Here is a 26,494-nt window from a genome sequence, read left to right as displayed (position 1 = left end):
CGGCGCCCCTTCGTCTCATTCCCCACCCCCGGCGCACCTTTCGCGCCCTTCCTTCTATCGAACGTCTGTACGAGAATGTCTCCATGGCCACCATCGACCGGCAGACCGCCACCCTGGCCCTGGCCCACGCCCTCGTCGCCGCCGAACGCGGGCTCCCCGTCATCCCGCTGTCCGCCACCAAACTCCCCGCCCTGCGCTCGCCCCACCGGGGCGACGACCCTCCGGTCCGCTGCCGGGGCGCCTGCGGGCTGCCGGGCCACGGCGTGCACGACGCGACCACCGACCCCGCCGCCGTACGAGCCCTCTTCGCCGCCGCGCCGCATGCCACCGGCTACGGCATCGCCTGCGGCCGGCCACCGCACCGCCTCATCGGCGTCGACCTCGACGTCGGCACCGCGCCGGGCGACGACTCCACGGCGGCTCTCTGGCACCTCGCCGAGCGGCACCGTTTCGCCATCCCGCCGACCGTCACCGTGCTCACCCCGAGCGGCGGGCGCCACCTCTGGCTGACCGGCCCGCCCGACGTCCCCGTACCGAACTCGGCGAGCCGGCTCGCCCGGGGCATCGACATCCGCGGTTCCGGCGGATACCTCGTGGGCCCCGGTTCGGTCACCACCCACGGCACCTACCGCCTGGCCCCGGGCACCGCCCACCTCGCCCCGGCACCGTGCCCCCGCCCACTCCTCCACCTGCTCACACCCCCCACCCGCCATCCCGCGCGCGCCCGCACCACGCCCCCACATCCCGGAAGCCGCCAAGGCCAAGGACTGGTCCAGTTCGTACGGGCGGCCCGGCGGGGACAGCGCAACACCCGCCTCTTCTGGGCAGCGTGCCGCGCCTACGAAAACGGCTTCGGCGACGCCCTGACCGACGCCCTCACCGCCGCCGCCCTGCACACGGGCCTCTCCGAACAGGAGGCCAGGGCAACAATCGCCTCAGCGGCCCGCCTGACCACGGGCGGCCCGGAACTCCCCTGACTCCCCTGACCGGAACTCTGACCTCCACCCCAACGCCGCCCACCCGGACCTGACGAATGGGAACTACGGATCACATGCTGAGCCTCCGCAGCAGGCATCATGAGCCCGTGGGGATAGACGTGGAGCTGCACTCAGCACGGCCAACGCGCAACTGGCGCAAGTCCCGAGCGACGCTGCTCCGGAGTTCGTACGGGCACGGGGACGCGTTGGCCGACGCGATCGGCTCGCTCCGACTGCTCGGAGTGCCTGGGCGGCTGACCGCCGTAGATCCGTACGGGGATGCTCTGATGAACGAGCAGGAGGCAGCCGTCGCCCTCGGTGAGATCCCCGATCTACGGCAACGGTGCACCGATGAACGCCAGCTCGCTGCCTTGAACGACCTTGCAAGGTTGCTGAAGCAGTGCGCCGACACTCCGGGCAGCTATCTGTGGTTCCAGGGAGACTGAAACCCGTGCCCCATCGCGCCCTGGACCGGACCCACTGGGAAGCACGGTCACCAGCAGGCGCAGCGCATGGTGAAGGCCCCCGACCGCCGTACTGGTCAGGGGCCGTTCACGCGCGGTGGGTGTGGGATTTGAACCCACGGTGACATCGCTGCCACGACGGTTTTCAAGACCTTTCGCTGATCGGACGGGATCGCTGTTCCCTCGCAGGTCAGACCGGCGAAACCGTGCCGCTGCAGTCAGAGCAGTGCACGCCGTGCCCCCCACGTGCCCCAAGTACATGAGCGTGTCGGCTCAACCACCCGTCAGAACCGGAACGATCACTGCAGCAACAGCCGACAGCAGGCCGCCCACAGCGAGAGCCCCGTGGAACTTCTCTTTGGCCGTAGGAAAGACGGAACGGCCGACGTTACCGACCTTGCTGCGCAGGACGATCATCTTGATCTTCTGCCATCTGTGCTGACGTTTCGAGCAGCCCATCAACACGCCATAGGCGTTGTTGCGACAGTAGGTCCGCCCGTCTCGATTAACCGCACCACACCAGACCGGCACCTGGAAGGCTGCGTAGGCGGAGACACCGACCGACAGAGACGCGATCACCGGCAATGCCCACTGCTGGCTCCACGCAACGACCAAGGCGGCAGCCACCATGTAGCCCCAGTACAAGCGCACCACTTTCCCCATGGACACGCAGAGTAGCTGCACCTATACGTAACGGATAGATAGCAATTGGACATGGTCAGGCGTGATGGGCGCTCACGGAGCAGACGTGCATCAAGCGGAGATCGGTTGCCGCACAGCACGACGTCCCTGACCACGTTTCGGTCAGGGACGTCAGCGGGTGCACGCGTCTCTATGTGGCTAGTGCGCCTCGGAAGAGTCGTCTTCCTCTCGGAACCATGCATCAGCGGCATCCGCCACCTGGTCGTCACGACCAGCCACAGGCCGTGCGTAATGCCGAGTGGTCACGCTCGCGTTCGAGTGCCCGAGCCGGTGGGCGGCGGTCATCACGCCGTAGCGGTCGGCCACCCATGTGCCGTGCGAGGCGCGGAGATCGTGCGGCGTGACATCGGTGAGCCCGGCCGCCACCACCGCAGGGTCGAAATACGCCTTGCGCCACTGGTTGTAGCGCAGAGGCTTGCCGCCGGGCGTGACGAAGAGGAGAGCGTCCTCCCCGCCGGGCAGCGTTTCCAAGTGCCGGCCGATCCGCGCCGCGAGTGACGGCCCGATCCGCAGGACCCGCTTCTGATGGGACTTGGGAGTGTCGAAGACCAGGGTGCCATTCGCTTCGGCCAGGTTCTCATCGACGAGGACCAGGCCGCCGGACACATCGATGTCCGCTCTCCGCAGCGCGAACGCCTCCCCGACCCGCAGACCCGCGTAGGCAAGCAAGGAGATCAGCAGGTCATGCGGTTTCGTCGCGCTCCGCACAATCCGTGAGGCTTCCAGCGGGGTGAGGATGTGCGGCTCGGTCTGCGGCATGCGAGGCAACTTCACGCCCCTGCACGGAGTCTGCCCGATCATCTCGTTGTCGACGGCCGCCCGCATGATCTGCGAGAGCACCCGGTATGCCTGCCTGATCCGCGAGGCACTGAGACCACGGGTTTTCATCGCACCGACCCATTCGACGATGGTGATAGGTCGGAGGCTGGAAAGCTCACGATCACCGAGCGCCGGAACGATCAGCGAGTTGATCAAGGATCGGTACGACGCCTGTGTCTTGTGCTTCAGCTGCGGGGAGACCGCGGTGAGCCACCGTGCCGACCAATCGCGGACGGTGGTCCTTCCCTCGGCGGGGTCGAGCCAGCGGCCCTCCTCCATCTCGATTCGCTTCCGTGCCAGCCAGCGATCGGCGTCCGTGGTCGTCGCGAACGTCTGATCAGCGGCACGCAGCACGCCGTCAGGCCCCGGATACCGAGCCTGGAACCGGCCGGACGGCAGCTTCCGAATCCGGCCGAAGGCGCGGCGGGACTTACGCTTGGCGGCCATCAGGCAGCCCTCCGGTACGAGTACGCCGACACGGGCCGCAGGACGACCGGCGCCACCGTGTGGGCACTGACGTACTCCTCCACGGCGCTCTCGGGGATGCGGACGTGTCGGCCGACCTTGACGAACGTGATGCGGCGTTCCTCGATGAGCCGGCGAGGGAAGCGGAGACCGGTGCCGAGGCGTTCGGCGACCTGGTTCACGGTGAGCAGTCGGTCCGCCACGGTCACCACTCCCCCTCGTTGGCAGTGCGCTCCTTCAGTACGTCGCGGGCGGTCTCGCGGTTGGTCTGGAGGTCACGGGCGATGGTGGCGGCGAGAGCGCCTTCACCGGGGGTGTGCCCGTGGCCGACGTACTGCCAGTCCGTCAGGACGAGGACCGTGTCCGATTCACGGTCGGCCAGGCCGAGGACGGTCGCTTCCTGCGAAGCGCGGTAGTCGGCGCGTTCCTGGCGGAGGGCACCGAGGGTGGTCGAGTAGGTGCGGGACTTGGACGAGAAGTGGCCGCGAAAGCCGAGCATGTGGGCCCAGGCCCAGAGGCGCCGGTCCGGATAGAGGCTGTCGAGCTCACGGCATGCGGTGATGAGTCGACGGGTGTGATCGGGAACGCGGTGGCGGTCGAGTTCGGCGAGTTCACCGATACGGCGGTCCAGGGTGCCGGTGTTCTCGGCGGCTTTGGTGGCGTACTTGGCCACGTACGAGGCGACTGCCTGTTCCGTGACATCTGAACCGTCGCCGAAGGCTTTGACCGGGCGGACGTCGAGCTGTCGGCCCCACCGGAAGGTCCGGGCCGACTGTTCGCCGGCAGCCGGGACAGAGACCGACGTGTACGAGTGCGCGGCTGCGGCGCGTATCGCGTCGGTGAGGAGATCGACCGTGGCCCAAGAGGGCGGCGGCGTACGAGGTCCCTCCGGGCCGTCGAGACGTACGACGGCGTGGAAGTGGAGGGCTCCGCGCTTCTGAAATTCGGCGACTTTGCCGAAGGAGACGCGGAGATGGTCGCCCAGCTCACGGCGTGGGATTTCTGCGTGGATGGCGAGTTCGCGGCGGAGTCGGGTGGTGAAACGCTGCCAGAGCTCCCCGGCGTGGTTGTTGAAGAGCACGGCGCCCGAGTAGTCGTAGGTCTCCGGATCAAGGGCGGAGCCCAGGTCCCAGGAGTCCGAGGCGTGCGCCGTGCCGCACCGGCAGGTACCCCGGTCGGGGCGGTTGTGGACAGGGCCGAACGAGGGTGCGGTGAGGGTGGCGAATACGCGCGGGTGGTCGCGGACGGCGGCGGTGATGTCGCGGCGGTCGTCTCCGGCGAGGCCGGCGCGGATCAGGTGGTAGGTGTCGCCCGCGTAGGTCCAGGCGCAGGAGGGACAGCGGGAGGCACGGCGGTTGCCGCAGGCGATGCGGAGGCGTCCGCCCGGCTCGTACGCGGTCGAGTAGCGGTGCAGGGTCTCGCCGGTGGCCTTGTCCTTGTGGGTTACCCAGCCGCTCAGATGGACGGGGTCGGCACAACCGCCGGTGCGGCGGATCTGGTCCTCCCAGCGGGTGTAGTCGGAGGCCGAGGCCACCCGGAGAACGTCCCCGAGGACGGTCGGGTCGAGCGGCGGGGCGGGCTTGGACCGCTTCTGTTTCGAGGGTGAGGGCCGGTGGGCCATGCTGGGGGTTCCTTCCGGTTGCGAGATCGATCGGTGGGGACGGCTCCCGGGCGGCGGATGCTTGGCGGTATCGACGCCGCCCGGGGCCGGTCAGCGGCGTTTGGCGTCGGACGCGATCAAGGAGCGCAGGACAACCGCACAGACGGCGACCGAGGCACTGGTGACGGCGACCGCCAGGAGCAGCGAGACCAGGACGGTGCCGACGACCAGGACGACGGCAGTACCGGCACCGACGAGCGCGACCGCGGTGCCGGGGGCGAGCTGTACGACCGGACGGGCCGGCGCAGAGGCGGCGGCGGGTGCCGGGGCAGGCGTGCCCGGCGTGATGGCGGTCGGCTGGACGACGGCGGGCGGGGTGACCGGGCCCGAGGGCTGCGGCATGGTCGGGATCTTGGGCTGGAACATGGGTGGTTCTCCTCTCCCGGGCGCGGGTTACTTGACTGCGGTGTCGATGACGGAGGCGAAGAGGCTGTCGGCGAGGAGGTAGCCGCCGAGGAGGAGTACGCAGATCAGCCACACCGGCGGACGGAAGAGCTTGATGCCGAGGTAGCCGACGACCAGCAGGGCGATCCAGAGAGGGACGTCCATGGACGCTGTCTCCTAACGGACGGTGCAGCGGTGGGTACGGGCGGCGAGTTGGGCGGCGGTCCGGCTGGAGTAGTCGGCGGACCAGCCGCAGCGGTCGGCAGTGCAGACGGCGGCGTGGGCGGTGCGGCCGGTGCGGTCGCGGTGGGTGCCGATCTGCACGGGGCCGATACGCATCACGGAGTGGAAGCTGTCGCGTGCGGGCATGCTGGTCAGCCCCTGTCGGTCGTCGGGTCGGTGTACTGAGGGCGGATGCTGCGGGCGGTGGCCGGGTCGTCGACGCGTCGTGCGGCTTCCTCGGCGAGCAGGTGAGCGAGGAAGGGGCGTCCGGCTGCGGCCATCTCACGCGCTCCGTCGAGGTAGTCGGCCACGGTCAGGTCGGCGGGATCGTGGGTCATCTCAGTTCTCCTTTGCGGTCAGCTGAGGCGGGCGGCGATGGCGTCGGCGAGGTGGGGCGGAACGCCGAGGCGGGAGCGGAGGGTGTCGGTGTCGATCGGTGATCCGGTGCGGGTGCGGTACTCGTCGGCGACCTTGCGGGCGTGGTCGATCAGCACGGCGGGAACGAGCGGTTCCGGGGACGGGGCCGGTGGCGAGGACAGGGCCGTTGTCGCAGGGGGTTCATCGGCCGGGGATGGGATCGGGGCGACTTCAGGCACACGTGTCGGCCCGACATCCTTTGTCTCCGTGAGGGCGGCTGACGGACCCGGCACCGGCTTCCTCGACGAGTGGGCGAGGAGAGTGCCGCCAAGGAAGGCGAGCGCGGGCCATCCGGCGATGCCGAGCCGGAGCGGGGCCGGTGGGTCGGCCAGGTCGAGGAACCCGGCGGTGGCGACGTTGGCGCCGAGCGAGGCGAACAGGGCGATCAGGAACCAGCACCAGGCCAACCGAGACGGGCCCTCACTACGCAGCCGACGCCAGGCGGCGACAAGGAGCAGGTCGACACTGACCGGGTAGGCCCATGCCTTCCAGCCGTCCTGTCCGGCCGCGGCGGCGAGGTCGTGCAGGTGGGCGAAGGACAAGGCTCCGGCGATAACCGCCTGGATCAACACCGCGTCGATCCGGAGACCGTGCCGGGTGCCCATCAGGAGTCCTCAGCGGGGTCGGAGTCGTCCGGGAACGTGCCCGGCGGCGGCTCCGGCAGCGACACGGCGAGGGACGGGCTGACGACGTCCACGAAGTCGAGGTCGGCGCCGGCCATGTCGGCGTACAGGGCGAGTTGGCCGAGCAGAAGCACAGTCCGGGCGAAGTCCTCGCAGTCGGGGCACATGGCGGTTCTCCCTTCTCTGGGCATGGCAGTGGTAGGGACTCGGCGCGAAGACGGTCACGCCTACCGGGTAGGGGGAGAGATCAGGCGGTGGCCGTAGATGCCTTCGCCGATGGCACAAGCTCGGTGGCGGTGCCGGTGGTGGACCGGAATGGGGCCAGCTCGGGCAGGTCCGGGGTCCTGTCGGCGTACCGATTGCAGAGGTTCACGGCCTGGCGGAGCGAGGTGTGCGGAGCGCGGATGCGGTGCCAACCGCCGGACGCGTCTCCCGCGATGGCGAGACCTCGCAGTTCGGCGGGAATCTTGATGGCGGCAAGGACCGCGTCCGGGGCGATGTCACCGAAGGCCATGTTGGCGGAGGTCTCGTCGTTGAGACGGTGGGCGGTGCGGCCGGTGAGTTGGGCGCGGAGCATGGTGATGCCCTTGCCGAGTTCGGAGCCGAAGCGCTGTCCGCAGATTTCGAGGTAGATACCGGCGGCGCGGCCGAGCTGCGCGAGACGGACCAGGGCGGTGATGATGCGATCCCGCCGCCTCTCCTCCTCCTTCGATGCGTACAGGGCGAGTTCGGCCACCTCGTCGACCAGGACGACGACCGGGGTCGGGCGGAGCTCATCAGGCAGGTCCCAGATGTCGGCGGCGATCTCCGCGTCCGGCACATCGACGGTGATGCGCTGCTGGGTACGGATGAGGCGGTAGACGTCCGCCATCCGCGCCACGAGTGCATCGAGGAGTTCGGCAGCGGTGTCCGGGCTGTCGGCCAGCGCTGAGAACCGGCGCGCCAGCGGGAAGAGCTCGACCCCCTGCTTGCAGTCGATGCCGACGAGGGCGACGTCCAGAGGAGCAAGGCCGGCGACCAGGTTGCGTTGGTAGACGGACTTGCCGGACTCCGTGGCACCGAGGGTGAGGGCGTGAGGTATCGCGCGGTAGTCGCGGTAGTGCACCGACCCGTCCTCCCGAAGGGCGACCGGTACCCGCATTGCCCGGGTCTCCGTTTCAGCAGGCATCTGCACCCGCTTGAGTACGTCGTATCCGGTCATCCGCACCTCTACGACACCGGACCGCACCTCACGCGAGGTCACGCCGAACATCGAGAACGAGTGCCGAAGCCGGTCCGAGGCCGCAGCGATGTCGAAGACGTCCTGCCCGGGACGGAGCTTGAGTCGGAGGACCAGGCCGGTGCGAGTCGGCCGCAGTCGCCGGATACGCGGTGGGCGGGGCTCAGGTACCGGCCGGTGGGTGGCCCGAGCCAGGGCTAACCGCCACCGCGCCGGCGGAACGGTCAACCCGCACGCGTCCATGACCGAGCGGTACCGGACCAAGACCCGCAGCGCGGCCAGAGTGACCCCGAAGGCCAGCCAGTACCAGGCGGGCCGCCGCCACCGCAGGAGACCCGCAGCAGCGACGACCAGCACCAGAGCGACCGTGAAGGCGGTCATGATCAGGCCGCCTTCGACCCTGTGGTGGCGACGTCGGCGAGCGAGGTGACCGCGACCGCGCGGAACGCGATGCCGTGCCGCCGCTGGCCGTTGAAGTCGTTCTCCCACGGACGGGCGACCAGGCCGGTGAGCGCGACCGGCGTACCCATGGCCAGCTCACCGGTGATCCCGGGCTCCGGAACGGTGACGGACAGGATCTCCACCTCCTCGTTCGCCGCGAACATCACGTCCACGGTCATGAGCTGAGCACCGGTCTCCATGTCGGTGGCGATCTCACCGGTGCGGCGGTCACGGACCTTGACCTGCGGAATCTTGGCGACCATCACGACAGCGCTGGAGGTGTCGACGGGAATCTGACGCACAGCAGATCACTCCTCTATAGATGCTGAACTCCGTCACTCATGTATATGAGTTACATGGAGAAGAGTGCCTGACTCCTGTACATGAGTCAACCCGCCGCGAAGAAGAACTCACGACGGGTTGCGGGAAGTTGAGCGGACGTCAGTCGTCGGCAGGGATCCGATACTCGAAAACGAACTGGTCAGCGGCCATGAGCGTGTCGCACACCTCGACCACCCGACCCGCGGTCGTACGGGCCTCCCGGATCAGGTGAACCACGGGGGCGCCAGGGCTGAGCGCCAGTTCCGACGCCTCCGACTTCGAGGCCGGGCGCGCTTGCAGCGTCTCGACGAACTCTGCGAACTCATGCCCGTGGTCTTCGAGTCGGGCATAGATGCCACCGCCCCGGGGTTCTCGGCGAACAGCTCGGGGATCTCCTTCACCACGTCCCAGGGCAGGTACGACGAGGCGGTTTCCACCGGCGTGCCGTTACGGAAGTAGAGGCGCCGGCGGGCCAACACCTGCGTACCGGCGGGAACGCCCAGGCGCTCGGCGGCATCCTCGGGCGCGTCCATGGGACCGATGTAGAGGACGCTGACTTTGGCGGTGGCGCCAGACTGGACGGACTCCGCGAGGTAGGCGGCCTGGCCACCTTGACGGAGCGAGCGCCGAAAGCGATTGGAGGAGCGGTGCCGTACAGGGGGGCGGTTCTTCACGATCGAGCCCTTGCCGTGCCTGGTCTCGACGAGCCCACTCGCCCGTACCTCGACCATGGCCTTACGGATCGTCCCACCGGAGACGCCGTAGCGGTCCACCAGCTCGGATTCGCTCGGCACCATGTCGCCGGCCTTGAGAACCCCGCCCGGATCTGCTGCACGAGGTCATCAGCGATCTGCACATACCGAGGACCGGAACCGGCCCCTCCCGCCGCAGTTCCCATAGTCCTTCCCTGCCTCCTATGCTCCTCTACATGAGTCAACCACAGGAAGCGGCACCCACTCCCCTGCACTCCGTGTCCGTCGCCGGAGTAGTGGTGCGTGAGGACGGCCTCCTCCTGGCGATCCGCCGAGCCGACAACGGCACCTGGGAGCTCCCGGGCGGCATCCTCGAACTCAACGAGACACCGGAAGCCGGCGTTGCCCGCGAAGTCTGGGAAGAGACAGGCATTCACGTCGAGGTGGACCAGCTCACCGGCGTCTACAAGAACACGACCCGAGGCATCGTCGCCCTGGTCTTCCGCTGCAAGCTCTCCGGCGGCACGGAGCGCACATCAAGCGAGTCGACAGCCGTCTCCTGGCTCACGCCCGACGAGGTCAGCGAGCGCATGGCCGAGGTCTACGCGATCCGCCTCCTGGACGCCCTGGACGGCAACGGCCCTCACGTGCGGAGCCACGACGGCAAGCAGCTCATCACAGCGGGATAAGACTTTCTCTACTTCATCAAGGCCCGCGCACGGCGCGGGCACGCGCCGCCTCAGCGGCGCGGCCTGCCTCCTGTCTGCGCCCCGGCTGGCCGCGCCCGGCGGCGCGCTACGTGCTGCGGGTGGCTCTAGGAAATCGTCCGCGGCTCAGGGATATGCCTCCGGCGGGGGCGCTCAGACTCCGGGATAGGAGGGGCGCCGTTCGCGGGTGCCGGCCGGAGCGTGGTGAGCGTCGTGGGGCTCCCATCCCGACCACCTTCGACCCAGGCAGAGCCGAGCAGTCGCGGCCCAGGGCGTCAAGGTCGTTCGTACAGTGGCGCGCTCCACCTTGACGCCCTGAACCACGACCGCTCCACGGAGTGTGGGTCGAAGGCGGACGGGATGGGAACTGGGGTGAGTGGCGGGTTGGGGAACCCCTCCAGCGGCGTGCCACCCACGTACCCCAGAAGTACGAGTCAGCCACCGAAATCACAAACACTGCTAATCACCGTGGCCAGATAGTAAGTGTTGAGGGCAGCAAAGGAATATCTCAATGGATCACCGAAGTGCGCTGCATGAATTCCTCCCCCCAATCCCCTCGGGCCAAATGGGCTGAACCGGCCAGACGCAATATGGAAGCCAAGTGTTCAGGCTCTACACTTTGAGGACGCTTGGATCCGCAGTATCCACACAGTGCGGCACTCAATGCACCAAGGAAATCACGACCTCGAAAGTAAGGCGCAGTCCCACGAGGACACTTTGGCACGGACCTCGCTTCCTTGACTCCGTTTGCGTATTCAAGCAAGACCGCTTGGCCCGGACTTTGGTCGGAAGTGGAATCCAGCGCAGCACAATATGGCTGCAACTTCAGTGCAAATTTTTTTCGGTCGATCTTGGAGGATATTTCGACGCGATCGAACGCGAGGCCCCAATTATTCTCATAATTTGCTCGACGAAGTCTGGAAACTGGCTCGATTACAGAATATGTTCTCTGCAAAACCTGTTGCACACCTCCTAAATTCTTAATCTTATCGACACTTCCGAATTCTGACACCAGATCGCCTGCTGCACCTGCGACCGTCAGCATTCCTTCGAGGTCGGCGTTGTCGTAGGGGTGGAGGGGCATTTTTTCGTTTGCTTGACTTACATTAGAAACTTCGTCGTCAAAGTCCCGATCCACTACGCAAATGAAGTATTTCTGACTCCAAAGGCTCAGCTTTTTGGCCGCTTCCAGGGCTACGGGGCGGGAGCCGGCCGGAAAATAGACTACGTCGCTTTCAGAGAATGCACGCTGAAGGATGCGCTTGTCACTTACACCCTCGACGATGACTACGTTACGTGGGTCCCCTTGGCGGTGAAGCCTAACCCTGTCAGCTAGATTATCAAGGTCCTTCATGGAGTTCTTCTCCATCTCAGACCTCGCTTTCAATATCATCGAATGCAGCGTCATCCACTTCTGGCTGCGCTTCCATCAGGGGTGCCTTAATTTCTTGCACAATGTCCCAGTTGCCATTGATGATGGCGCTTGAGTGAGTGGCGATGACGATCTGCATTTTAGCGATATTCGCCACCTCTGTAATATCATTGAGGAAGGAATGTTTCCAGGCTGCATGCATCGAAATCTCAGGCTCATCGACTAGCACAAGTGAACCTTCGCTCGCAGCGAAGAGCAGCATAGTGAATACCGCCAGAAGGTGTTGCTCGCCTGACGATAGAGAGTTCACGCTCAACGGTTTCCCGTTATACTTCGAGCGGAAGAGAATGTGACCCCTCTGAGTTAGCACTAGCTCTTTGCCGATGAACTTTGATTCAACAATCCGCCGCAAAGTCTTGAGCTTCTCATGAGTGGGCAAAAGCGGCTTTAGTTTGCGCTCCCAATCATCTAGAAAGACGTTCAAGATTCTACGTTCGGTGGGAGATGTTTTCCCGTCCGGAAATTGCACGTCAACAGGACTTACACTGAGTCCACTAGCGTGAAGTTCCGCATGCTGGTCTGCGATCCTTTGGTACCGTTCCTTGAGGTCCTTTTCGTTGATTGTGGTTCGAGCCTTTTTTAGAACCCTGACTGCAAATGTCTGATCGGCCCTTAGAGACTCATTAAGCGACTTTCGGCGAGCGTCTGATAGCTGCGCAGCAACCTGGGTGATGTACTGCCTGACTGGCCTTACATCGCTACGGGCGCGCGAGGGGGCCGAGGAATTTTCCAAGCGTTGAGTATCGATTAGAATCGACTTCGACTCTGTGAAAAACTCACCGAGCCAGGTGCCTTCGAAATACGCAAGAGCATCCGGAGTTACCGAGATTCCATATCTACGCTGGGCGGTCTGTGACGTGATTGGGCGATCGTATCGCGTGTCGTACCAACTCCCATCAGCTAGTTGAACGACGTTGAAAGGGAGATCCTGATCGCTATCCTTACTATCTACGTATGGGACATTAGTAACTCTGTATGCGCGACGAGGGCTTTGTTTTTCAGAGAACTTGAATCCGACTACCTCGTCCCCGTCTCGCGTCTGTGCCAGCCTGAGGACACTTCTATCTTTTAGGTGAATCTCAATTTTCCTGAACTCCACTGTCGCCAGAGTTTTCAAGTCGAGAGTTGTCAAGGCGTAAAGCAGGCGAAGGAAATGGGTTTTCCCGATCCCATTAGGCCCTGAGATGATAGTGATCGGAGAGTCTTTTGAGAATCGCACATCATGGTCTACATACCCAAACAATCCGTTGATGCTTGCCTGCGTGATGTTTCGCATGATCGCTCCCGACTCATAGACTGAAGGTGAATCCTAGCGGGCACAAGGCTGCTGTGTAGAAAAATGTCTGAAAGTGAAGAAGAGCGACCAGGAGAGTGGAGGCGTGCTCTCCCTGCCTGCCTCGTCCGAATTCGACGCATATCGTGGGTCGCCAGCATTGACCATGGCACGGTGTCCTACGAAGCGGCCCTCGGGGCGTGCCGCCGGTCTGGCTGCCTCAGTTTGCGGCTAGCAACTGGACTGGCATAACGCAACGGGAGGGAAACCCCGGCATTTTACTCGGTTCCCTCCCCGCATAGTGGGGATGTCTGTCCTCGGCTGGCGCCATTCTGCCGCAGCCTCGTCAGATTCGGTGAGGCTCGCTCACTGCGAGCAGATGTCCTCGGCTGGCCGCGACCCGGAGCACGTCTCTCAGGGCGCCAGTCAGGTCGTGAACCAAGCGGCGCAGGTCAGTCAGATCCGTGTCCCGGTCGTCGAGGGTTTTCGAGACCTCTTCCAGCAGTTCAGCCGCCGTCCCCAGTTGGACCGCTTCGATGTTGTCTGCCAGGCGGGAGACGTAGCCGCCGGGGTCGTCAGTGCTCAGGTAGCAGGGCTTGTCCCCCGGGCCCGACCACGGGAGGAGCCGAAGTTCGTTCGGTGTCGTCATCCTTGGGTTTGCCTCTCGTCGAGCATGTGGTGGGTAGTGAAGACGGCGTCGACTCGGTCTCCCGGAAAAGCCAGGAGCGCGGCTTCTACGACGCGGCCGTTGGTGTCGGTGGCGATGCGCGTGATCGCGAGAACGGCCATGTTGTTCCCGATCCGGAGGGCCGACGCTTCGTCTGGGGTAGGGGAGCGGGCGGAGACCGTCTCTCGGATGGTGGCCGGCGACGGGCCGAGGACGGCAAATCTCGTGGCTGCCTCCAAGCACACGGAGTCGTCGTCGAGGACTCCGGCCGGGGCCAGGTCGCGCGGGATGTAGATGCGGGCCAGCCCGTGCGGCGCCCCCTGGTCGAGGCTGAGGCAGGTGTACTCCGCAAGAGGGCTGCCCGTGGGCACCTTCAGCAACGTCGTCAGGTGCACGGAGGCCGGAACGGTGGTGCTGCGAACCGTGATGCGCAACGTTGGCTCAGCGGCGGTCCAGGGGTCCAGCGTGCCCCAGCCGCCGACGTACATGATCTTGCGGCGCGGGTGCCGGACGTAGTTGCCCTTGCCGTGGATCTTCTCGACGAGTCCTTCGCTCTGGAGCACGGCGAGAGCGCGTCGCAGGGTCACCGTGCTGACCCTGTACCGGGCGGCCAGGCCGGCTTCGGACGGGAGGCGTTCGCCGGGCTTGATGCTGCCCGTCGTGATTTGGTTGCGTAGGTGGTCGGCGATGTCGGGATGGCGTCGGGGCACGGAGCCGGTCACCGCCTTCTCAGCAGTCGCAGGGCGGTGAGCCGGGTGCGGGCGTGTATGGCTAGCAGTTCGCCCGACTCGAAGACCAGTTGCTTGGCTCCGTGGCGGAGCTGGAAGAGGTCTCGCACTCGGCAGGCCCGACCGCCGAGTTGGATGATGTCGCCGCGCTGCACGGTGGCCGCAGTGACTTCGACGGGGGAAACCAGCGCGCCGCCGGGGGCCGGCACCTTCACGCCATCACCTTCATGGGCGTAGACGGGTCTGGGGTCGAGTGGCACGGGCAGATGAACACCTCGTAGATCACCGGTACGTCGTCCGTCGTCGCAGGCGGGGACGGCTCGATGCAGGAATGGTGCGTGCCAATGCAGCAGGCGATCGAGCGGTAGGGGACGGAAGCTGCGCCCGTTGGGTGCGGTTGTCGGCGAGGAGGCATCAGCGGGCCCCCGCGAGGGCCGACCAAGCATCGGCCGGCAGGTCGGGGGCGACGAGCACTGTGCGCGTCCGTGCACGCTCCTCCCACGCCAGCAGGTACGGACGCACAAGCGCGACGTCCTCTCCCCTCAGCGGGTAACGGTGCAGCGGGCCGACCGGAGTCCGCCCCAGGGCGACGGTCGAAGCGTCAGCGGGCGCAGGGCAAGTGGGAGAGGCCAGCGGCCTGGAGGGCGTTAAGGGGCGGCGGTGCCGACCGTTGGGGAAGCACCGCGCTCTGGTGCGCGAGATGGCTTGGCGGATACGGTTGAGCATGCTGTTCAGCTCCTATCGCTGATAGCCCGGTCCCCCGACGTCGCCTGTCGTGGGGACCGTTTTGCGTACGACCGCCCATAAGGTGCGGCCGTTCAAGCTGGTGGCCACGAGCCCGAATCGATCGGCATCGGCCACCGCCTCCAGGACCTCCCGCCATGAATCGACGGAGAGCGTGTCCGGTACATCTGCCTCCACCGTCGCGAACCGGGCGTGCTCCTCCACACGCGGGCGGAGGCCAGCGGCAGACAAGCGGGCGGCGAGAGCCGCTGCGGTCACTCCCGAAGCGGACACAGCGCACCCCCCGTTGCCAGCGATCACTTTCAGTGAAGCTAGTTAACTAGATTAGAGCTAGTGGACTAGATTTTCCATATGTCTGAGCAACCGCCGTACCTCCGCATCGCCGACGAACTCCGGCGGCGCATCGCGGAGCACGTCTGGGAACCGGGTGACCGCCTCCCATCCCGCGCCCAGATCGGCCAGGAGTGCGGCGTGGGCGAGAACGTGGTGCGCAGGGCACAGGAGTTGCTGATCTCCCAAGGAGTGCTGGAAGGCCGGGCCGGATCAGGGACCTACGTCGCCGAGCCTCGGCAGCGAGTGAGAGTCGTCCGGTCGTCGGCACGTGAGCAGTCCAGCGGGTCCCCGTTCCGCCAGGACATGAAGGCCCTTCGCCGGCAGAGCGACTGGGAGAGCCGGACCGACGCGAAAGTCCCGGCCCCGGTGGAGATCGCGTCGCGGCTCGGGATCGCCGAGGGCGAGCTGTGCGTGCGTACGACGTACGAGTTCCTTGCGGACGGGAAGCCGGTCCAGCTGTCGACAAGTTGGGAGCCGTACGCCGTCACTGGCGGAACCCTCGTCGTTCTCCCCGAGGGAGGACCGCACGCGGGGGCCGGGGTCGTGAACCGCATGGCCGCGATCGGAGTCACCATCAGCCACGCGGTGGAACAGCCCGAACCCCGGCACGCGACCGCCGTGGAAGCCTCACTGCTCGGCATCCAGAAAGCCGCACTCGTGACGCACATCCGGCGGACGTACTACAGCGACGAGGGCCGCCCCGTGGAGACAGCGGACATCGTGGTGCCCGCAGCGCACTGCGAGATCGTCTACGAGATCCCGATCCATCGCTGAGCGGCCTTATCCCTTTGCGGGAACCGTCACCACGGGCAGGATGCGTGCGTGGGAGTCAACGTGGAACTGCACTCTGCCCGCCCGGCGCGCAGCTGGAAGAAGGCACGCAGGACGTTTTTGCGAGGCTGCTACGGGCACGGCGAGGCGTTGGCCGACGCGCTTGGGTCGCTTCACTATCTCGGCGTCCCTGGTCTCCTTCCAGTCGTCGATCTCTACGGAGACACGGTGATGAACAAGCAGCAATCCGCAGCAGCGCTCATCGAAGTTCCCCGCCTGAAAGAACAGTGCTCGGACGAGCGCCAGCGCGCGGCCCTGGACGATCTCGCGGCGGTACTGGAACAGTGCGCAGCTACCCCGGGCAGCTACGTATGGTTCGCAGGCGACTGAGGTGCACGTGCTGATGTCTGTCTCCGTGCCCCCCGCATGCCCCTTCCGTGCCCGACAGAGCGGGAAACCAAGGGGAACAGCGGTGCCCGACAGGGAATGGGCATGGCAAAGGCCCCGACCATACGTGCTGGTCAGGGGCCTCTCGCCTGCGGTGGGTGTGGGATTTGAACCCACGGTGACATCGCTGCCACGACGGTTTTCAAGACCGTTCCCTTAGGCCGCTCGGGCAACCCACCCTCGCCCCGCCGCACCTGCGGCTGAGCGGGCTACAGCCTACCGGGCGCGGCTCGCTCTGCGGGTGCCTGGTCCGTCCCTGGTCCGTGAGGTTCGGAAACCTGGTTCGTGGCGGCGACGCCCTGAGCCTGTCACGACTGCCCCCAGGTCCGAAACCGATTCCCGCGACACCGGTGCTCGTTGCACACAGCGTTGCTGCGGCGGGTCGGGCGCGACGGCAGAGCTCCTGCCGGGGGCGCGGCTGTCGGCCGGTGGTCCATTGCCCTTCGGCGCACGTTCCCGGGCATGGCACTGAGGAAACTTGTCCGATGGGTCCTGCCGGACGCTTCCAGGGCGTCCCCGGGAGCTCGTTGGGGGTTCAAGGGCCGGGTTTTCTGTGCACGCGGCGCGCTTCCGTTGCCGGCACGCGACCGGTGTTGCGGCAGTCGGCGGCAGCTGGCCCTTTCGATTGCTGGTTCCGACGAGCGAATAGTCTTCCGAACAACTTGGAGGCGTAACGATTCGGCGGGTGAACGGCCCCGTGGCTCCGAATGACCGTGCTCAGCGGCGGGCAACTCTAGGGCGGCCAGTACTCCACGGATCGGCACACACCGCCCACGGGCCCTTGAGGCCGATCCCCCACCGCTTCAGGAGTTCCCCTTGCGTACTCGTCGAGTCGTGACCAGCGCCCTCGGTTCCGCCGTACTCATGCTCACCTCTCTCGGTGCGGTGCCCGCTACCGCGAGCCCTGCGGCAGCCGCCCCATGTGGCTACTACGAGGGCAGCACCGACGCCTTCTACAATCACTGCACCTCGGACGGCTCCAAGATCGTCATCCATGTCAGGGTCGCCCTGGAGCCTGACTACGAGCGGTGCGTCGGACCGGGTAATACCTGGCTCGGTCCGGCCAGCAAGATTCAGGGTGCCCATTACGTCGGGCGCACCTGCTGACGTGCGCCCGCCCCGGGCGCCGCGCACCACAACCAGGTGACGGTTGCCGAAGTGGCCTCGGAGAGATCCACGTTGCGCGGTCCTCCTAGACCACGCCCTTGGGGAGAGTGACGAGCAGGTCGAGGCCCCGCAGACCACGACAGGCCCCGCTCGTGCGAGAGCGGGGCCTGCTTCCTGGTGCGGGGCGGGGCCGTGGACACCGACGCCAGGCTTTTCCGTCCCTGCGCTTTTACGGCCGTCCCCTTAGGTCCCCTAGGCCGCTCGGGCAACCCAAACCGCGTGGTCGCGCCGACAGGCGCCCGGACCGCCTCTACGCGAGGGACCGCGCGAAGGACAGTCAGCCGGTCAGCTGTCGCCCTCGCGCTCGCCCAGGGTGACCTCGGCCGTCGCCGTCTTGCCGTCGCGCTTGTAGGTCAAGGTGACCTTGTCGCCCGGCTTGTGGGTCCAGATCTCGCCGATCAGGGTGGGGCCGCTCTCGATGACGGTGTCGTTGAACTTCGTGATCACGTCGCCGCCCTTGAGGCCGGCCTTCGCCGCGGGGCCGCCGGGGGAGACGGCCGGAGTGCCGCCCGCGCCCTCCTCCGAGATGACCGCGCCGCCCGTCGCGTCGTCCATGCTGACCGTCGCGCCGATCACCGGGTAGACCGGCTTGCCGGTCCTGATCAGCTGCTCGGCGACGTTCTTCGCCTGGTTGACCGGGATCGCGAAGCCGAGCCCGATCGAGCCCGCCTGGGACTGGCCCAGGCCGCCGCTGGTCGACTGGATGGCCGAGTTGATCCCGATGACCGCGCCGCCCGCGTCGAGCAGCGGACCGCCGGAGTTGCCCGGGTTGATCGAGGCGTCGGTCTGCAGGGCGCTCATGTACGAGTTCTTGCTGCTGGAGCCGTCTCCGGAGGCGACCGGGCGGTCCTTCGCGCTGATGATGCCCGTGGTGACTGTGTTGGACAGGCCGAACGGCGCCCCGATCGCGATGGTCGAATCACCGACCGCCACCTGGTCGGAGTTGCCGAGGGGCAGCGGGGTGAGTCCGTCCGGCGCGTTCCTCAGCTTCAGTACGGCCACGTCGTAGCCCTGCGCGCGGCCGACCACTTCGGCGTCGTACTTCTTGCCGTTGGAGAACGTCGCCGTCAGCTGGCCGCTGTCCGCCGCCGAGGCCACCACGTGGTTGTTCGTGAGGATGTGGCCCTCCTTGTCGTACACGAAGCCGGTGCCGGAGCCGCCCTCACCGTCGCCGTTCTGGGCGTCGATCGTCACGACACTGGGCAGCGCCTTCGCCGCGACGCCCGCGACCGTACCCGGGTCCCGCTTGAAGTCCTTGGGGCTGTTCGAAGCCGCGATCGTGGTCGATCCGGTGCCGGAGTCCGTGTCGTTCCGGTCGGCCACCCAGTAACCCAGGGCTCCGCCGACGCCGCCGGCGACGAGTGCCGCCGCGGCCACAGCGGCGACCAGTCCGCTCGCCCGCCGCTTGCGCGGGCGCTCAGTGGGCGCCGGCGCCGGAGCACCCCAGGCCGCGTTCGAGTCGCCGCCCCCGGCGTAGGAGGGGATCACCGGAGGGGGAGGCGGCCAGCCGCCCGCTCCCGCGGGCTCCTGATAGGGCGACTGCGGAGAGGAGGAGTAGGGCTGCTGCTGATGCTGCTGGGCGGTCTCGTGCGGCCGACCATCGGGCGACGCCCCAGGCGCACGCGGCACACCAGACGCCCCCGGCACACCAGGCGCTCCGAAGACCCCGGAAGCCGGAGCGGGGGCCTGCTCCGCAGTCCGCTCAGCAGTCCGCGGCGCTTCATCGGGAACAGCCGGGGCCTGCGGCGCCGCGGACGGGGGCATGCCCTCGGGAGCAGCGGCCGGCGGCACTGGAGGTGTGGACGGAACAGGCGGTACGGCCGGGACCGCAGTGCCCTCATTGCCCTCGTTCTCGGTGCTCACAGCTCTTTACTCCTCGGTTCCACTCGGTCTTCGGCAAGAGATCCGCTGTGCACGTGTCTGTGGTCAGCTTTTCCCACAGCACGTCAGGCCACTGTAAACAGGACCTGTGCATCCGCACACCAATCTTTACATCAGACAAAACGGTCTCCCCCTATGTCCTCTCTTATGTACTCCTCATGTCCTCCCTCACGCCTCGGCCCGCACGGTGTGCGCGCCCAGCGCCGACCGGTGGCACGATGACGCGGTGACCGACGTACGCCAGCACACCATCCGCACCCCCATCCAGGTCATCGCCCACCGCGGGGCGTCGGACGACGCGCCCGAGCACACACTGGCCGCCTACCGGAAGGCCATCGAGGACGGTGCCGACGCCCTGGAGTGCGATGTGCGGCTCACCGCGGACGGACATCTCGTCTGTGTCCACGACCGCCGGGTGAACCGCACGTCCAACGGCCGCGGCGCCGTCTCCGCGCTCGAACTCTCCGCTCTCGCCGCTCTCGACTTCGGCTCCTGGAAGGACCGCGAGGAGTCCCCGGACTGGGACCCGGCGTCGGGCGAACTCACCTCCGTCCTCACACTGGAGCGCCTGCTCGAACTCGTCACGGAGACCCGGAAGGCCGGGCGGCCCCTCGAACTGGCCATCGAGACCAAGCACCCCACGCGCTGGGCGGGGCAGGTCGAGGAGCGGCTGCTGCACCTTCTCAAGCGCTTCGGTCTCGACGATCCGCCGGCTGACGGTCCCTCGCCGGTACGCGTCATGAGTTTCTCGGCGCGTTCCCTGCACCGCGTCCAGGCCGCCGCGCCCACACTGCCGACCGTCTCTCTGATGCAGTTCGTCACCCCGCGGCTACGCGACGGGCGGCGGCTCCCCGCGGGCGCCCGGATCGCCGGTCCGGGGATGCGGATCGTACGCAGTCACCCCGGTTACATCGACCGCCTGCACGCCGCCGGCCACCGCGTACACGTCTGGACGGTCAACGAACCGGCGGACGTGGACCTGTGCGTACGCCTCGGGGTGGAGGCGATCATCACGAACCGCCCGAAACAGGTTCTGTCCCAACTAGGACGTGTTTAACCCCTGTTACGTGGAGTGCACCGGCGCATTCATTCCGTATCCGATCGTTACGAGTGCGTCACCGGCGAACCTTTGGCCGGTTTCCGGTCCAGTCCATTGGGGCATCCAATCCCTGGCGTGGGCGAAGGAGGTCCGGGGGTGGCGTTGGTGGTGGCACAAGAAGTGCCCGCGTCGTCGAGCATGGCCGTACCTCATGGCCCTGCGGGCGTGGGGCAGGCGCGGCACCGTATGCGCGAGCAACTGCGCAGCAACGGGGTCGCCGACACGGTCGTCGACGATGCAGTCCTGATCCTTTCCGAACTTCTCAGCAACGCCTGCCGCCACGGCAGGCCACTGGGGCAGCAGACAGAAGTGGGTGACGGCGATGTCCGCGCCGCGTGGCGCGTCGACAGAACGGGCGGGCTGACCGTCGAGGTGACCGACGGCGGCGGACCGACCCGGCCGGTCCCGGCCACCCCTTCGGTGACCGCGCGGGGCGGTCGTGGGCTCAACATCATCAGCACCCTCGCCCGGGAGTGGGGTGTACGCGACAGCTCCTCCGGCGAGGTGACCGTCTGGGCCCAGCTGGCCCAGGAGCACCAGCCGGCCGGCCGTACGGGGGGTGTCCTCGAAGGCCAGGACGGGCTCAGCGGGCTCAGTGAACTCAACGGCCGCGAGGGACCGGGTGAGCTGGGCGGACTCGCAGGGCTCACAGGCATCGACGGACTCGGCCTGGCCGACGCCTTCGACGACGTGAGTTGACGACGCGGGTTGACGACATCCGCCGCAAGGCGACGGTGATTCACCGACTGGACGCGAGTTCACCGATCCGACGGGATTCGGCACCAAGCACCACGTCGACCGGCCGCCCTCGACCGGCCGCCCTCGACCGCCCGACATCGACCTGCCGCCGCAGCAGCCCGCGCGGCGGCACCGGGCAGCTCACTCCCACGGCACCGGACACCTCGCAGAACACCCCGTACAGCGGTCCGGCCGTCAGGTGGCGCGTGCGGACAGTGGCGGCAGGTGTCCCCACCGGTGGCGCAGACGGCTAGGCTCGCGGCCGAGACCGCACTGTCGCAATCGGGAGAATGCCCACCATGGCCAAGAAGCGCCCTCAGTCCAAGGCCGGGAAGCAGCAGCTCAAGGATGGTGAGATCCCGGTCGTCGGGGCCCGCGAGCCCTGCCCGTGCGGTTCGGGCCGCCGTTACAAGGCGTGCCACGGTCGCGCCGCCGCCCAGGCCGTGACCGAACTGGTCCAGCGCCCCTTCGAGGGGCTCTCCGGCGAATGCGACTGGGTCGCCCTGCGCGAGCTGGTGCCCGCCGCCACCGCCGAGCTGACACTGAAGGGCGGTCTGCCCGACGGCGTGCCGTCCGTGACGCTCGCGACGGTGCTTCCCATGGCGTGGCCGGCGCTGCGCCGGGACGACGGTTCCGTACTGCTCGCCCTGCAGAACGACACCTCATCGGGCGACCTCAGCCGCGACCTCGCGGACACCCTGGCGCGGGCGCTGGAGGCGGAGCCGGGTTCGCCTGTCGCCGCCCGGCGCGTACCGGCGGACGGTCCGCGCCTTCAGGACGTGCTCGACGCGGGTGCTCCGTTCGAGCCGGTCGTCCACCCCGGATTCGAGTTCTGGGTCCCGGACGCCGAGAACGCCACCGCGGAGGTCTCCGCCTCCCTGGAGCGCGCCAACGACGCCGCGCTGCCCACCACGCTGCTCTCCGGCGTGGACGCCGCGTACTGGTGCGAGACCCCGGAGAAGAACCACCTCCGCTGGGTCATGCCGCACCCCGAGGAGCAGCTCCTGGACGCGCTCGCCCGGCTGCACGCGGCCGGGACGTCCTCGCTCGGTGAGGGAACCCGCCTCGTCGGCTCGTTCCGGGCCCACGGGCTGATGGTCCCGGTCTGGGACCTGCCCCGCACGATGGGGGCGCAGGAGTGCGAGAAGCCCGCCGCGGAACTCGCGGAGCGCCTCGCCGACGCGCTCGCTTCGGACGCCCCGCTCACCCCCGAGGAGCGCCGTGCGCGCGGCGGGCTCACCAACCGCCAGGTGACGCTCAGCTGACGGTGACGCCCCCGGCGGGGCGGTCCGGTGACGCCCGTCACAGCCGACCGTACTCGCGGGTAAATCGTTGTCCGAATAGGCCGGATCCAATTTGCGAACGGCAGATCTCTTGTTACCGTTCTGGAAGCCCGGTCGCTGGTGCATCCCCCGTCGCCAGCGATCGGGCATCCTCTTTTCCCGGCCGGACGGACGCCCGGAAGAGGCACGGGACGAACGGCCCCTATGTCCGGCCCGGCGCGCGTCGCTCCATCCGCGGACCACCCGGGCAGCCGGAAGAGGCCGGGGCCATCAGCCGATGGGCGCGGAAGCCCTGCTGCTGCCGGTCCGCAGGAGCAGCGGGGAATCCTCAGCCCTGCCGGCCGCCGCGTACTCCGCCACCGCCGTGTAGCCGTCCACCGCACCGTGCGCAGGTCCTCGCGGCGTCTCGCAGACCCCTGGCCCGTCGTGCGCCCCGACCTCGCAGCGCAGCACCACGGCCCGCCCACCGGGCCCCAGCAGCGTGGTGTGCGCGTGCAGTTGCCCGCCTGTGGTGTTGCGGTAGTACGTGCGCGCCCAGACGTCCTGCCCCTGCGTCATGACACAGGTCTGCGCCTCGACGCCCTGGGGGGAGGTGAGTTCGGGACCGCACCTGGAGACCGGCGCGTCGGCACCAACCGGGCCTGCGGGCAGCCGACTTTCGGACAGAAGTCCGGGCGGGGAAATCTTTTCCGTAGGCTTTTTGTCCGTATCTCCGGCCTGTTGTTCCCTGCCCCGTCCGCCTTGTTCCGCGGAAAGGGCATCAGAAAGCAGCGGCTTCGCGGATTTTGCCTCGGACGATACGGATTCATACGTTCCCGACGTCACCGCCGAGGCGGCGAGCGGAAGCAGAGCGGTGAACAGGACCGCCACCGAGAGACCGGCCATGCGGAGATTCATCGGGGCCTCACCTGGCGACTGGGTGCCGAATTCTGACGGTACGCCGACGATATCGACGGAATGCGGGCGGCCAGGCCGCCGCGCACCCGATCACCGCAGATCCCGGGCCGGCTCACACCCGTACGAGTGAGCCGGCCGGCTGGTGGCGGAAGTGCTGACGGTCCGTCAGTACGAGAGCCGGCTTCCGCCGTCCGGAGCACCCGTGCTCGCCTCGACCAGGGCGTCCAGCACCGCTTCCACGTCCGGAAGCCAGGGGGCGGCCGACCCGGGCCGCGGCGGCCGCACCCAGCGCACTTGTCCCGCGCCGATCTCCGACGGCGGGAGGACGAGGTAGCCGCCCTCGCCGTGGAAGCGCAGGGAACTGGGCACCCAGTCCTTGGCGTGGAGCAGTTCGCCGAGCCGTTCCAGCGTGTACGGGGCCACCAGCAGCGACCACCGCGTGGGCGTCGCCACCACAGGGCCGATACGCAGCCCCATCGCGTCCAGCGCGTCCACGGCCCGGGCACCCGCCACCGCGGGCAGGCTCAGCGCGCAGGGTGCGCTGCCGCCCGTGGCCAGCATGATGGGGGCGGCCGGACGGCTCGTCCACCACCACCGCACCATGCGCTCGTCCGTGGTCGCGGCCAGGAGGCCGGGATCGAAGGGGTGTGCGCCGGGCACGGCGCACTCGGGGTCGGGGCAGGCGCAGCCACGTCCGCGGTCACCGCGCGTGCCGGTCGTCGCCGGTCCTGCTCCGGGCAGCACGGGCCACTGCCACGCGGTGGCACAGGTCAGCGCCGCGTCGAGCTGTGCGAGCCGTCCCTTGCGCCGGAGCCGGAGCCTGCGTCGCCTTCCGAGGATCTCGCGCATGAGCGCTCGTTCCTTTCCGTTGAACGCCGAGGTCCACATCGCACCGCGTGTGCGTTACACCACGCGGGCGTCTCTTCGCTGTGCGTACAAGCCCATCAGATCTGCGGTACGGGCAAGCCGTCGGTACCGAGCGTGAGCCGAGCCGAGCAGAGTGGAACCGTGCAGAGGTGGAGCTGAGCCGAACCGAGCTGAGCCGAATGGAACCGGGTCCAGCCCATTACCTGGCGTGCGGCGCGCGCCGCACGCTTGCGTCCGTGGTGCGAGCCCCGCCGGTCGGGGGGTGGGCGCTCGGCCGTCAGGGGTGAAGACGTCCGGGCCCGCCGCCAGGTTCCAGGGCGATCACGACTGCTCCTGGTCATCCCGGATTACGTACCCCGCTTGCCCCGGATGACGCTCCCCCGGGCACTTCACCCCGAGGGCACCGTCTGTCGAGCGCTCCCAGTCGATCGCAAATAACTGTCATTGGTGCTTTTTTTAGCCAAGTTAACTGCCCCGCAGACACCACAGATCCGGCGCGGACAATGCTGGACATCGCCTTACTTGTGCGTGTACATGTGGATGCACCAGCCGCGCGGAATGACATGGGAGTTTGCGATGCTATTCGGCGAATCGCACCGGTCGGAAAGCTGGCTGCCATGAGCGCCCCTCACCTGCCGAAAGTGGCTGGAATCGATCCTACGGTTCCTGTTTCAACGCACACTTCCGCGCCTTTGACGGGCGTCCCGGCTCTCCCGGGAGCCTTCCTCCAGGACCGCCTGGCCTCCTGGGTGTCCGACCTCACGACCCTGCACGAACTCACCGAGCGGCTGGCCCGAACCCATACGCTCGACGACGCCCTGCGCGAGCTGCTGGACGCCGGAGCCGCTCTCGTCGGCGCCCGGCGGGACTCCTCGTCCTCGAACCGGCCGCGGGCGGCCCGTCCACCACGATCGGCCTGGGGCTCGCCCACGCGGAGCTCGGGCACATCGAGACCGTTCCGCGCAGCGCCACCTCCTACGGCCGCATCCTGGACGGACTGCCCGGCGCGCAGACCTCGCTGACCAGCCCCGACCTGTTCGGCGACGAGAACCTCGACCCCCGTCACCGCGAGGTCGCCGCCCGGCTCGGCTACGCCGCGAGCTACGCCCTGCCGCTCGCCACCGAGGCCGCGGGCCTGCTCGGGGCGGCCGTCTGGCTCTACGACGAACCCGCCGAGCCACTGGAGCGCCAGCGCCACCTCGTCGGCCTCTACACCCGGTACGCCACCGAGCACCTGGCTAGGCTGCTGGAGCTCGAACGTGCCCGCGCCGACGTGGCGACCCTCGCCGAGGAGCTGCTGCCCACCAGGCTGCCCCGGATTCCCGGCGTCCGGCTGGCCGCCCGCCACAGACCGCCACCCCAGGGCGGCGGTGACTGGTACGACGCGTTGCCGCTGCCGGACGGGGCGCTCGGTCTCGCCGTCGGATCGGTCGGCGGCTCGGGCCCCGGCGCGCTCGCCGCGATGGGGCGGCTCCGGGCGAGTCTGCGGGCGTACGCCGTGATGGAGGGCGAGGACCCCGTCGCCGTACTCTCCGATCTGGAGCTGCTGCTGCGGCTGACCGAGCCCGCCCGGGCCGCGACCGCGCTGTTCGCCTACTGCGAGCCCGCCCGCCGCAGGATCGTGCTGGCGGGGGCCGGTCACAGCCCGCCCCTGGTGATCGGCGAGCGCCGCACCGAGTTCGTGGAGACCACCCTGTCGGCGCCCCTGGGGATGCTCTCCTGCTGGGAGGCGCCGAGCGTGGAGTGCGCCCCCGGGCCCGGCGAGACCGTGCTCCTCTACACGGACGGCCTGCTGCGGGGCACCGGCGACGCGATGGACCGGGCGTTCGCCCGGCTGCACTCGGCAGCCGCCTGTGTACCGAAGGCCGCCCGGCACGACCCGGGAGCCATCGCCGACCACGTGCTGCGGGCGATGCTCCCGGAGGGCTCCGGCCAGGGCGGCGGTACGGAGGACGTCGTGATCCTGGCCGCCCACTTCGACTGACGGCCGCCGCGACCGGGCGCTCGGGCGGAAGGCGGCCCGGCGCCTCGGGTGTAACAGGTCTTCGGGCCCT

Annotated in this window: 30 protein-coding genes, 1 tRNA gene and 2 pseudogenes; 10 read left to right on the top strand and 23 right to left on the bottom strand. The window is 67.8% G+C overall.

All coding sequences use genetic code 11. The features are described from left to right. Positions 1 to 83 precede the first annotated feature (83 nt). Together Sfulv_RS14850 and Sfulv_RS14845 are read left to right on the top strand one after the other, a co-directional pair. On the top strand, positions 84 to 977 hold the full coding sequence (locus Sfulv_RS14850) for a bifunctional DNA primase/polymerase (RefSeq protein WP_173314176.1): 894 nt from the start codon (positions 84 to 86) through the stop codon (positions 975 to 977). A 107-nt stretch (positions 978 to 1,084) separates the two neighbouring features. Beyond that, positions 1,085 to 1,423: a hypothetical protein gene (locus Sfulv_RS14845; RefSeq protein WP_173314175.1), complete on the top strand. Its 339-nt coding sequence runs from the start codon at positions 1,085 to 1,087 to the stop codon at positions 1,421 to 1,423. A gap of 291 nt (positions 1,424 to 1,714) precedes the next feature. Here Sfulv_RS14845 and Sfulv_RS14840 read toward each other — a convergent pair whose 3' ends face one another. The 13 genes and pseudogenes from Sfulv_RS14840 to Sfulv_RS14780 all read right to left on the bottom strand — a co-directional run bounded on the left by Sfulv_RS14840 (position 1,715) and on the right by Sfulv_RS14780 (position 9,612). After that, a complete protein-coding gene (locus tag Sfulv_RS14840) occupies positions 1,715 to 2,104 on the bottom strand; it encodes a hypothetical protein (RefSeq protein ID WP_173314173.1) in 390 nt (129 codons plus the stop codon). Between the two features lie 177 nt (positions 2,105 to 2,281). Next, on the bottom strand, positions 2,282 to 3,409 hold the full coding sequence (locus tag Sfulv_RS14835; RefSeq protein WP_173314171.1) for a tyrosine-type recombinase/integrase: 1,128 nt from the start codon (positions 3,407 to 3,409) through the stop codon (positions 2,282 to 2,284). After that, positions 3,409 to 3,630 carry a helix-turn-helix domain-containing protein gene (locus Sfulv_RS14830; protein WP_371874668.1) on the bottom strand — a complete coding sequence of 74 codons (222 nt, stop codon included), beginning with the start codon at positions 3,628 to 3,630 and terminating at the stop codon, positions 3,409 to 3,411. The genes Sfulv_RS14835 and Sfulv_RS14830 overlap by 1 nt, the downstream gene beginning before the upstream one ends. 2 nt (positions 3,631 to 3,632) lie before the next feature. Further along, entirely contained in the window at positions 3,633 to 5,048 is a 1,416-nt protein-coding gene (gene repSA / locus Sfulv_RS14825; RefSeq protein WP_173314167.1) for a replication initiator protein RepSA, read from the bottom strand. A 90-nt stretch (positions 5,049 to 5,138) separates the two neighbouring features. After that, positions 5,139 to 5,453, bottom strand: a complete 315-nt coding sequence (locus Sfulv_RS14820) for a SpdD-like protein (RefSeq protein WP_173314165.1) — start codon at positions 5,451 to 5,453, stop codon at positions 5,139 to 5,141. A 27-nt stretch (positions 5,454 to 5,480) separates the two neighbouring features. Continuing rightward, positions 5,481 to 5,636: a hypothetical protein gene (locus tag Sfulv_RS14815; RefSeq protein ID WP_010060553.1), complete on the bottom strand. Its 156-nt coding sequence runs from the start codon at positions 5,634 to 5,636 to the stop codon at positions 5,481 to 5,483. A 12-nt stretch (positions 5,637 to 5,648) separates the two neighbouring features. Beyond that, on the bottom strand, positions 5,649 to 5,840 hold the full coding sequence (locus tag Sfulv_RS14810; protein WP_003967784.1) for a mobile element transfer protein: 192 nt from the start codon (positions 5,838 to 5,840) through the stop codon (positions 5,649 to 5,651). 5 nt (positions 5,841 to 5,845) lie between these two features. Then, positions 5,846 to 6,031 carry a hypothetical protein gene (locus Sfulv_RS14805; RefSeq protein WP_173314163.1) on the bottom strand — a complete coding sequence of 62 codons (186 nt, stop codon included), beginning with the start codon at positions 6,029 to 6,031 and terminating at the stop codon, positions 5,846 to 5,848. An 18-nt stretch (positions 6,032 to 6,049) separates the two neighbouring features. Then, on the bottom strand, positions 6,050 to 6,715 hold the full coding sequence (locus tag Sfulv_RS14800) for a DUF2637 domain-containing protein (RefSeq protein ID WP_173314162.1): 666 nt from the start codon (positions 6,713 to 6,715) through the stop codon (positions 6,050 to 6,052). Beyond that, positions 6,715 to 6,900, bottom strand: coding sequence for a hypothetical protein (locus Sfulv_RS14795; protein ID WP_015577979.1), 186 nt, complete (start codon positions 6,898 to 6,900; stop codon positions 6,715 to 6,717). The genes Sfulv_RS14800 and Sfulv_RS14795 overlap by 1 nt, the downstream gene beginning before the upstream one ends. A gap of 80 nt (positions 6,901 to 6,980) precedes the next feature. Further along, a complete protein-coding gene (locus tag Sfulv_RS14790) occupies positions 6,981 to 8,333 on the bottom strand; it encodes an FtsK/SpoIIIE domain-containing protein (protein WP_173314160.1) in 1,353 nt (450 codons plus the stop codon). A 2-nt stretch (positions 8,334 to 8,335) separates the two neighbouring features. Continuing rightward, the gene (locus Sfulv_RS14785) at positions 8,336 to 8,695 is read right to left on the bottom strand and encodes an SCO3933 family regulatory protein (protein WP_010060547.1); all 360 of its coding nucleotides are present in this window, start codon (positions 8,693 to 8,695) and stop codon (positions 8,336 to 8,338) included. Positions 8,696 to 8,834: 139 nt separating this feature from the next. After that, a pseudogene (locus Sfulv_RS14780) lies at positions 8,835 to 9,612 on the bottom strand (GntR family transcriptional regulator). A gap of 18 nt (positions 9,613 to 9,630) precedes the next feature. Here Sfulv_RS14780 and Sfulv_RS14775 point away from each other — a divergent pair. Then, entirely contained in the window at positions 9,631 to 10,095 is a 465-nt protein-coding gene (locus tag Sfulv_RS14775; protein ID WP_173314158.1) for an NUDIX hydrolase, read from the top strand. A 526-nt stretch (positions 10,096 to 10,621) separates the two neighbouring features. Here Sfulv_RS14775 and Sfulv_RS14770 read toward each other — a convergent pair. The 6 genes from Sfulv_RS14770 to Sfulv_RS30425 form a co-directional block, all read right to left on the bottom strand. Then, positions 10,622 to 11,467 (bottom strand): DUF4435 domain-containing protein, encoded by an 846-nt coding sequence (locus Sfulv_RS14770; protein ID WP_179764083.1) that lies wholly within the window; start codon positions 11,465 to 11,467, stop codon positions 10,622 to 10,624. Positions 11,468 to 11,483: 16 nt separating this feature from the next. Then, positions 11,484 to 12,821 carry an AAA family ATPase gene (locus tag Sfulv_RS14765; protein WP_173314154.1) on the bottom strand — a complete coding sequence of 446 codons (1,338 nt, stop codon included), beginning with the start codon at positions 12,819 to 12,821 and terminating at the stop codon, positions 11,484 to 11,486. Positions 12,822 to 13,164: 343 nt separating this feature from the next. Further along, positions 13,165 to 13,467: a hypothetical protein gene (locus Sfulv_RS14760; protein WP_173314152.1), complete on the bottom strand. Its 303-nt coding sequence runs from the start codon at positions 13,465 to 13,467 to the stop codon at positions 13,165 to 13,167. After that, a complete protein-coding gene (locus tag Sfulv_RS14755; RefSeq protein ID WP_173314150.1) occupies positions 13,464 to 14,207 on the bottom strand; it encodes a GntR family transcriptional regulator in 744 nt (247 codons plus the stop codon). Before Sfulv_RS14755 ends, Sfulv_RS14760 begins: the two co-directional genes overlap by 4 nt. After that, the gene (locus Sfulv_RS14750) at positions 14,204 to 14,428 is read right to left on the bottom strand and encodes a hypothetical protein (protein WP_173314148.1); all 225 of its coding nucleotides are present in this window, start codon (positions 14,426 to 14,428) and stop codon (positions 14,204 to 14,206) included. Before Sfulv_RS14750 ends, Sfulv_RS14755 begins: the two co-directional genes overlap by 4 nt. A 523-nt stretch (positions 14,429 to 14,951) precedes the next feature. Further along, on the bottom strand, positions 14,952 to 15,230 hold the full coding sequence (locus Sfulv_RS30425) for a hypothetical protein (protein WP_256668924.1): 279 nt from the start codon (positions 15,228 to 15,230) through the stop codon (positions 14,952 to 14,954). A 78-nt stretch (positions 15,231 to 15,308) separates the two neighbouring features. On the opposite strand from Sfulv_RS30425, the gene Sfulv_RS14745 reads away from it, so the two are divergent. Together Sfulv_RS14745 and Sfulv_RS14740 are read left to right on the top strand one after the other, a co-directional pair. After that, on the top strand, positions 15,309 to 16,064 hold the full coding sequence (locus tag Sfulv_RS14745; RefSeq protein WP_173314146.1) for a GntR family transcriptional regulator: 756 nt from the start codon (positions 15,309 to 15,311) through the stop codon (positions 16,062 to 16,064). 48 nt (positions 16,065 to 16,112) lie between these two features. After that, positions 16,113 to 16,451, top strand: a complete 339-nt coding sequence (locus Sfulv_RS14740; protein WP_173314144.1) for a hypothetical protein — start codon at positions 16,113 to 16,115, stop codon at positions 16,449 to 16,451. 149 nt (positions 16,452 to 16,600) lie between these two features. Here Sfulv_RS14740 and Sfulv_RS14735 read toward each other — a convergent pair. Further along, positions 16,601 to 16,687, bottom strand: a tRNA-Ser gene (locus tag Sfulv_RS14735). Between the two features lie 655 nt (positions 16,688 to 17,342). On the opposite strand from Sfulv_RS14735, the gene Sfulv_RS14730 reads away from it, so the two are divergent. Then, on the top strand, positions 17,343 to 17,615 hold the full coding sequence (locus Sfulv_RS14730) for a DUF6355 family natural product biosynthesis protein (protein ID WP_173317868.1): 273 nt from the start codon (positions 17,343 to 17,345) through the stop codon (positions 17,613 to 17,615). Positions 17,616 to 17,960: 345 nt separating this feature from the next. Here the strand turns inward: Sfulv_RS14730 and Sfulv_RS14725 are convergent, their stop codons facing one another. Beyond that, positions 17,961 to 19,538, bottom strand: coding sequence for a S1C family serine protease (locus Sfulv_RS14725; RefSeq protein ID WP_173314142.1), 1,578 nt, complete (start codon positions 19,536 to 19,538; stop codon positions 17,961 to 17,963). 244 nt (positions 19,539 to 19,782) lie between these two features. Between Sfulv_RS14725 and Sfulv_RS14720 the strand changes: the two genes are divergently transcribed. From Sfulv_RS14720 to Sfulv_RS14710, 3 genes are all read left to right on the top strand, one after another. Then, complete coding sequence (locus Sfulv_RS14720) at positions 19,783 to 20,613, top strand: glycerophosphodiester phosphodiesterase (RefSeq protein ID WP_173314140.1); 831 nt, start codon at positions 19,783 to 19,785, stop codon at positions 20,611 to 20,613. Between the two features lie 138 nt (positions 20,614 to 20,751). Further along, positions 20,752 to 21,354: an ATP-binding protein gene (locus tag Sfulv_RS14715; protein WP_173314138.1), complete on the top strand. Its 603-nt coding sequence runs from the start codon at positions 20,752 to 20,754 to the stop codon at positions 21,352 to 21,354. A gap of 338 nt (positions 21,355 to 21,692) precedes the next feature. After that, positions 21,693 to 22,658 (top strand): DUF5926 family protein, encoded by a 966-nt coding sequence (locus Sfulv_RS14710; protein WP_173314136.1) that lies wholly within the window; start codon positions 21,693 to 21,695, stop codon positions 22,656 to 22,658. A gap of 288 nt (positions 22,659 to 22,946) precedes the next feature. On the opposite strand, the gene Sfulv_RS30420 is transcribed toward Sfulv_RS14710, so the two are convergent. Both Sfulv_RS30420 and Sfulv_RS14700 read right to left on the bottom strand, forming a co-directional pair. After that, positions 22,947 to 23,234: a hypothetical protein gene (locus Sfulv_RS30420; protein WP_246353123.1), complete on the bottom strand. Its 288-nt coding sequence runs from the start codon at positions 23,232 to 23,234 to the stop codon at positions 22,947 to 22,949. A gap of 504 nt (positions 23,235 to 23,738) precedes the next feature. Continuing rightward, positions 23,739 to 24,422 (bottom strand): bifunctional DNA primase/polymerase, encoded by a 684-nt coding sequence (locus tag Sfulv_RS14700; RefSeq protein WP_173314132.1) that lies wholly within the window; start codon positions 24,420 to 24,422, stop codon positions 23,739 to 23,741. Between the two features lie 635 nt (positions 24,423 to 25,057). Here Sfulv_RS14700 and Sfulv_RS14695 point away from each other — a divergent pair. Next, positions 25,058 to 26,424: pseudogene (locus tag Sfulv_RS14695) on the top strand (PP2C family protein-serine/threonine phosphatase). The last annotated feature ends 70 nt before the right edge of the window (positions 26,425 to 26,494 follow it).

Origin of the sequence: Streptomyces fulvorobeus (genome assembly GCF_013167895.1) — a bacterium.
Classification (GTDB): Bacteria; Actinomycetota; Actinomycetes; order Streptomycetales; family Streptomycetaceae; genus Streptomyces; species Streptomyces fulvorobeus.
This window is presented reverse-complemented; position numbering and strand designations above follow the sequence as displayed.

What these genes read in the sequence shown, in the direction of transcription:
- Sfulv_RS14850 (WP_173314176.1), top strand. Translation starts at nt 84, where the DNA reads ATGGCCACCATCGACCGGCAGACCGCCACCCTGGCCCTGGCCCACGCC.
- Sfulv_RS14840 (WP_173314173.1), bottom strand. Translation starts at nt 2,104, where the DNA reads ATGGGGAAAGTGGTGCGCTTGTACTGGGGCTACATGGTGGCTGCCGCC.
- Sfulv_RS14835 (WP_173314171.1), bottom strand. Translation starts at nt 3,409, where the DNA reads ATGGCCGCCAAGCGTAAGTCCCGCCGCGCCTTCGGCCGGATTCGGAAG.
- repSA (WP_173314167.1), bottom strand. Translation starts at nt 5,048, where the DNA reads ATGGCCCACCGGCCCTCACCCTCGAAACAGAAGCGGTCCAAGCCCGCC.
- Sfulv_RS14820 (WP_173314165.1), bottom strand. Translation starts at nt 5,453, where the DNA reads ATGTTCCAGCCCAAGATCCCGACCATGCCGCAGCCCTCGGGCCCGGTC.
- Sfulv_RS14815 (WP_010060553.1), bottom strand. Translation starts at nt 5,636, where the DNA reads ATGGACGTCCCTCTCTGGATCGCCCTGCTGGTCGTCGGCTACCTCGGC.
- Sfulv_RS14810 (WP_003967784.1), bottom strand. Translation starts at nt 5,840, where the DNA reads ATGCCCGCACGCGACAGCTTCCACTCCGTGATGCGTATCGGCCCCGTG.
- Sfulv_RS14805 (WP_173314163.1), bottom strand. Translation starts at nt 6,031, where the DNA reads ATGACCCACGATCCCGCCGACCTGACCGTGGCCGACTACCTCGACGGA.
- Sfulv_RS14800 (WP_173314162.1), bottom strand. Translation starts at nt 6,715, where the DNA reads ATGGGCACCCGGCACGGTCTCCGGATCGACGCGGTGTTGATCCAGGCG.
- Sfulv_RS14795 (WP_015577979.1), bottom strand. Translation starts at nt 6,900, where the DNA reads ATGTGCCCCGACTGCGAGGACTTCGCCCGGACTGTGCTTCTGCTCGGC.
- Sfulv_RS14790 (WP_173314160.1), bottom strand. Translation starts at nt 8,333, where the DNA reads ATGACCGCCTTCACGGTCGCTCTGGTGCTGGTCGTCGCTGCTGCGGGT.
- Sfulv_RS14775 (WP_173314158.1), top strand. Translation starts at nt 9,631, where the DNA reads ATGCTCCTCTACATGAGTCAACCACAGGAAGCGGCACCCACTCCCCTG.
- Sfulv_RS14770 (WP_179764083.1), bottom strand. Translation starts at nt 11,467, where the DNA reads ATGAAGGACCTTGATAATCTAGCTGACAGGGTTAGGCTTCACCGCCAA.
- Sfulv_RS14765 (WP_173314154.1), bottom strand. Translation starts at nt 12,821, where the DNA reads ATGCGAAACATCACGCAGGCAAGCATCAACGGATTGTTTGGGTATGTA.
- Sfulv_RS14760 (WP_173314152.1), bottom strand. Translation starts at nt 13,467, where the DNA reads ATGACGACACCGAACGAACTTCGGCTCCTCCCGTGGTCGGGCCCGGGG.
- Sfulv_RS14745 (WP_173314146.1), top strand. Translation starts at nt 15,309, where the DNA reads ATGTCTGAGCAACCGCCGTACCTCCGCATCGCCGACGAACTCCGGCGG.
- Sfulv_RS14710 (WP_173314136.1), top strand. Translation starts at nt 21,693, where the DNA reads ATGGCCAAGAAGCGCCCTCAGTCCAAGGCCGGGAAGCAGCAGCTCAAG.
- Sfulv_RS30420 (WP_246353123.1), bottom strand. Translation starts at nt 23,234, where the DNA reads ATGACGCAGGGGCAGGACGTCTGGGCGCGCACGTACTACCGCAACACC.
- Sfulv_RS14700 (WP_173314132.1), bottom strand. Translation starts at nt 24,422, where the DNA reads ATGCGCGAGATCCTCGGAAGGCGACGCAGGCTCCGGCTCCGGCGCAAG.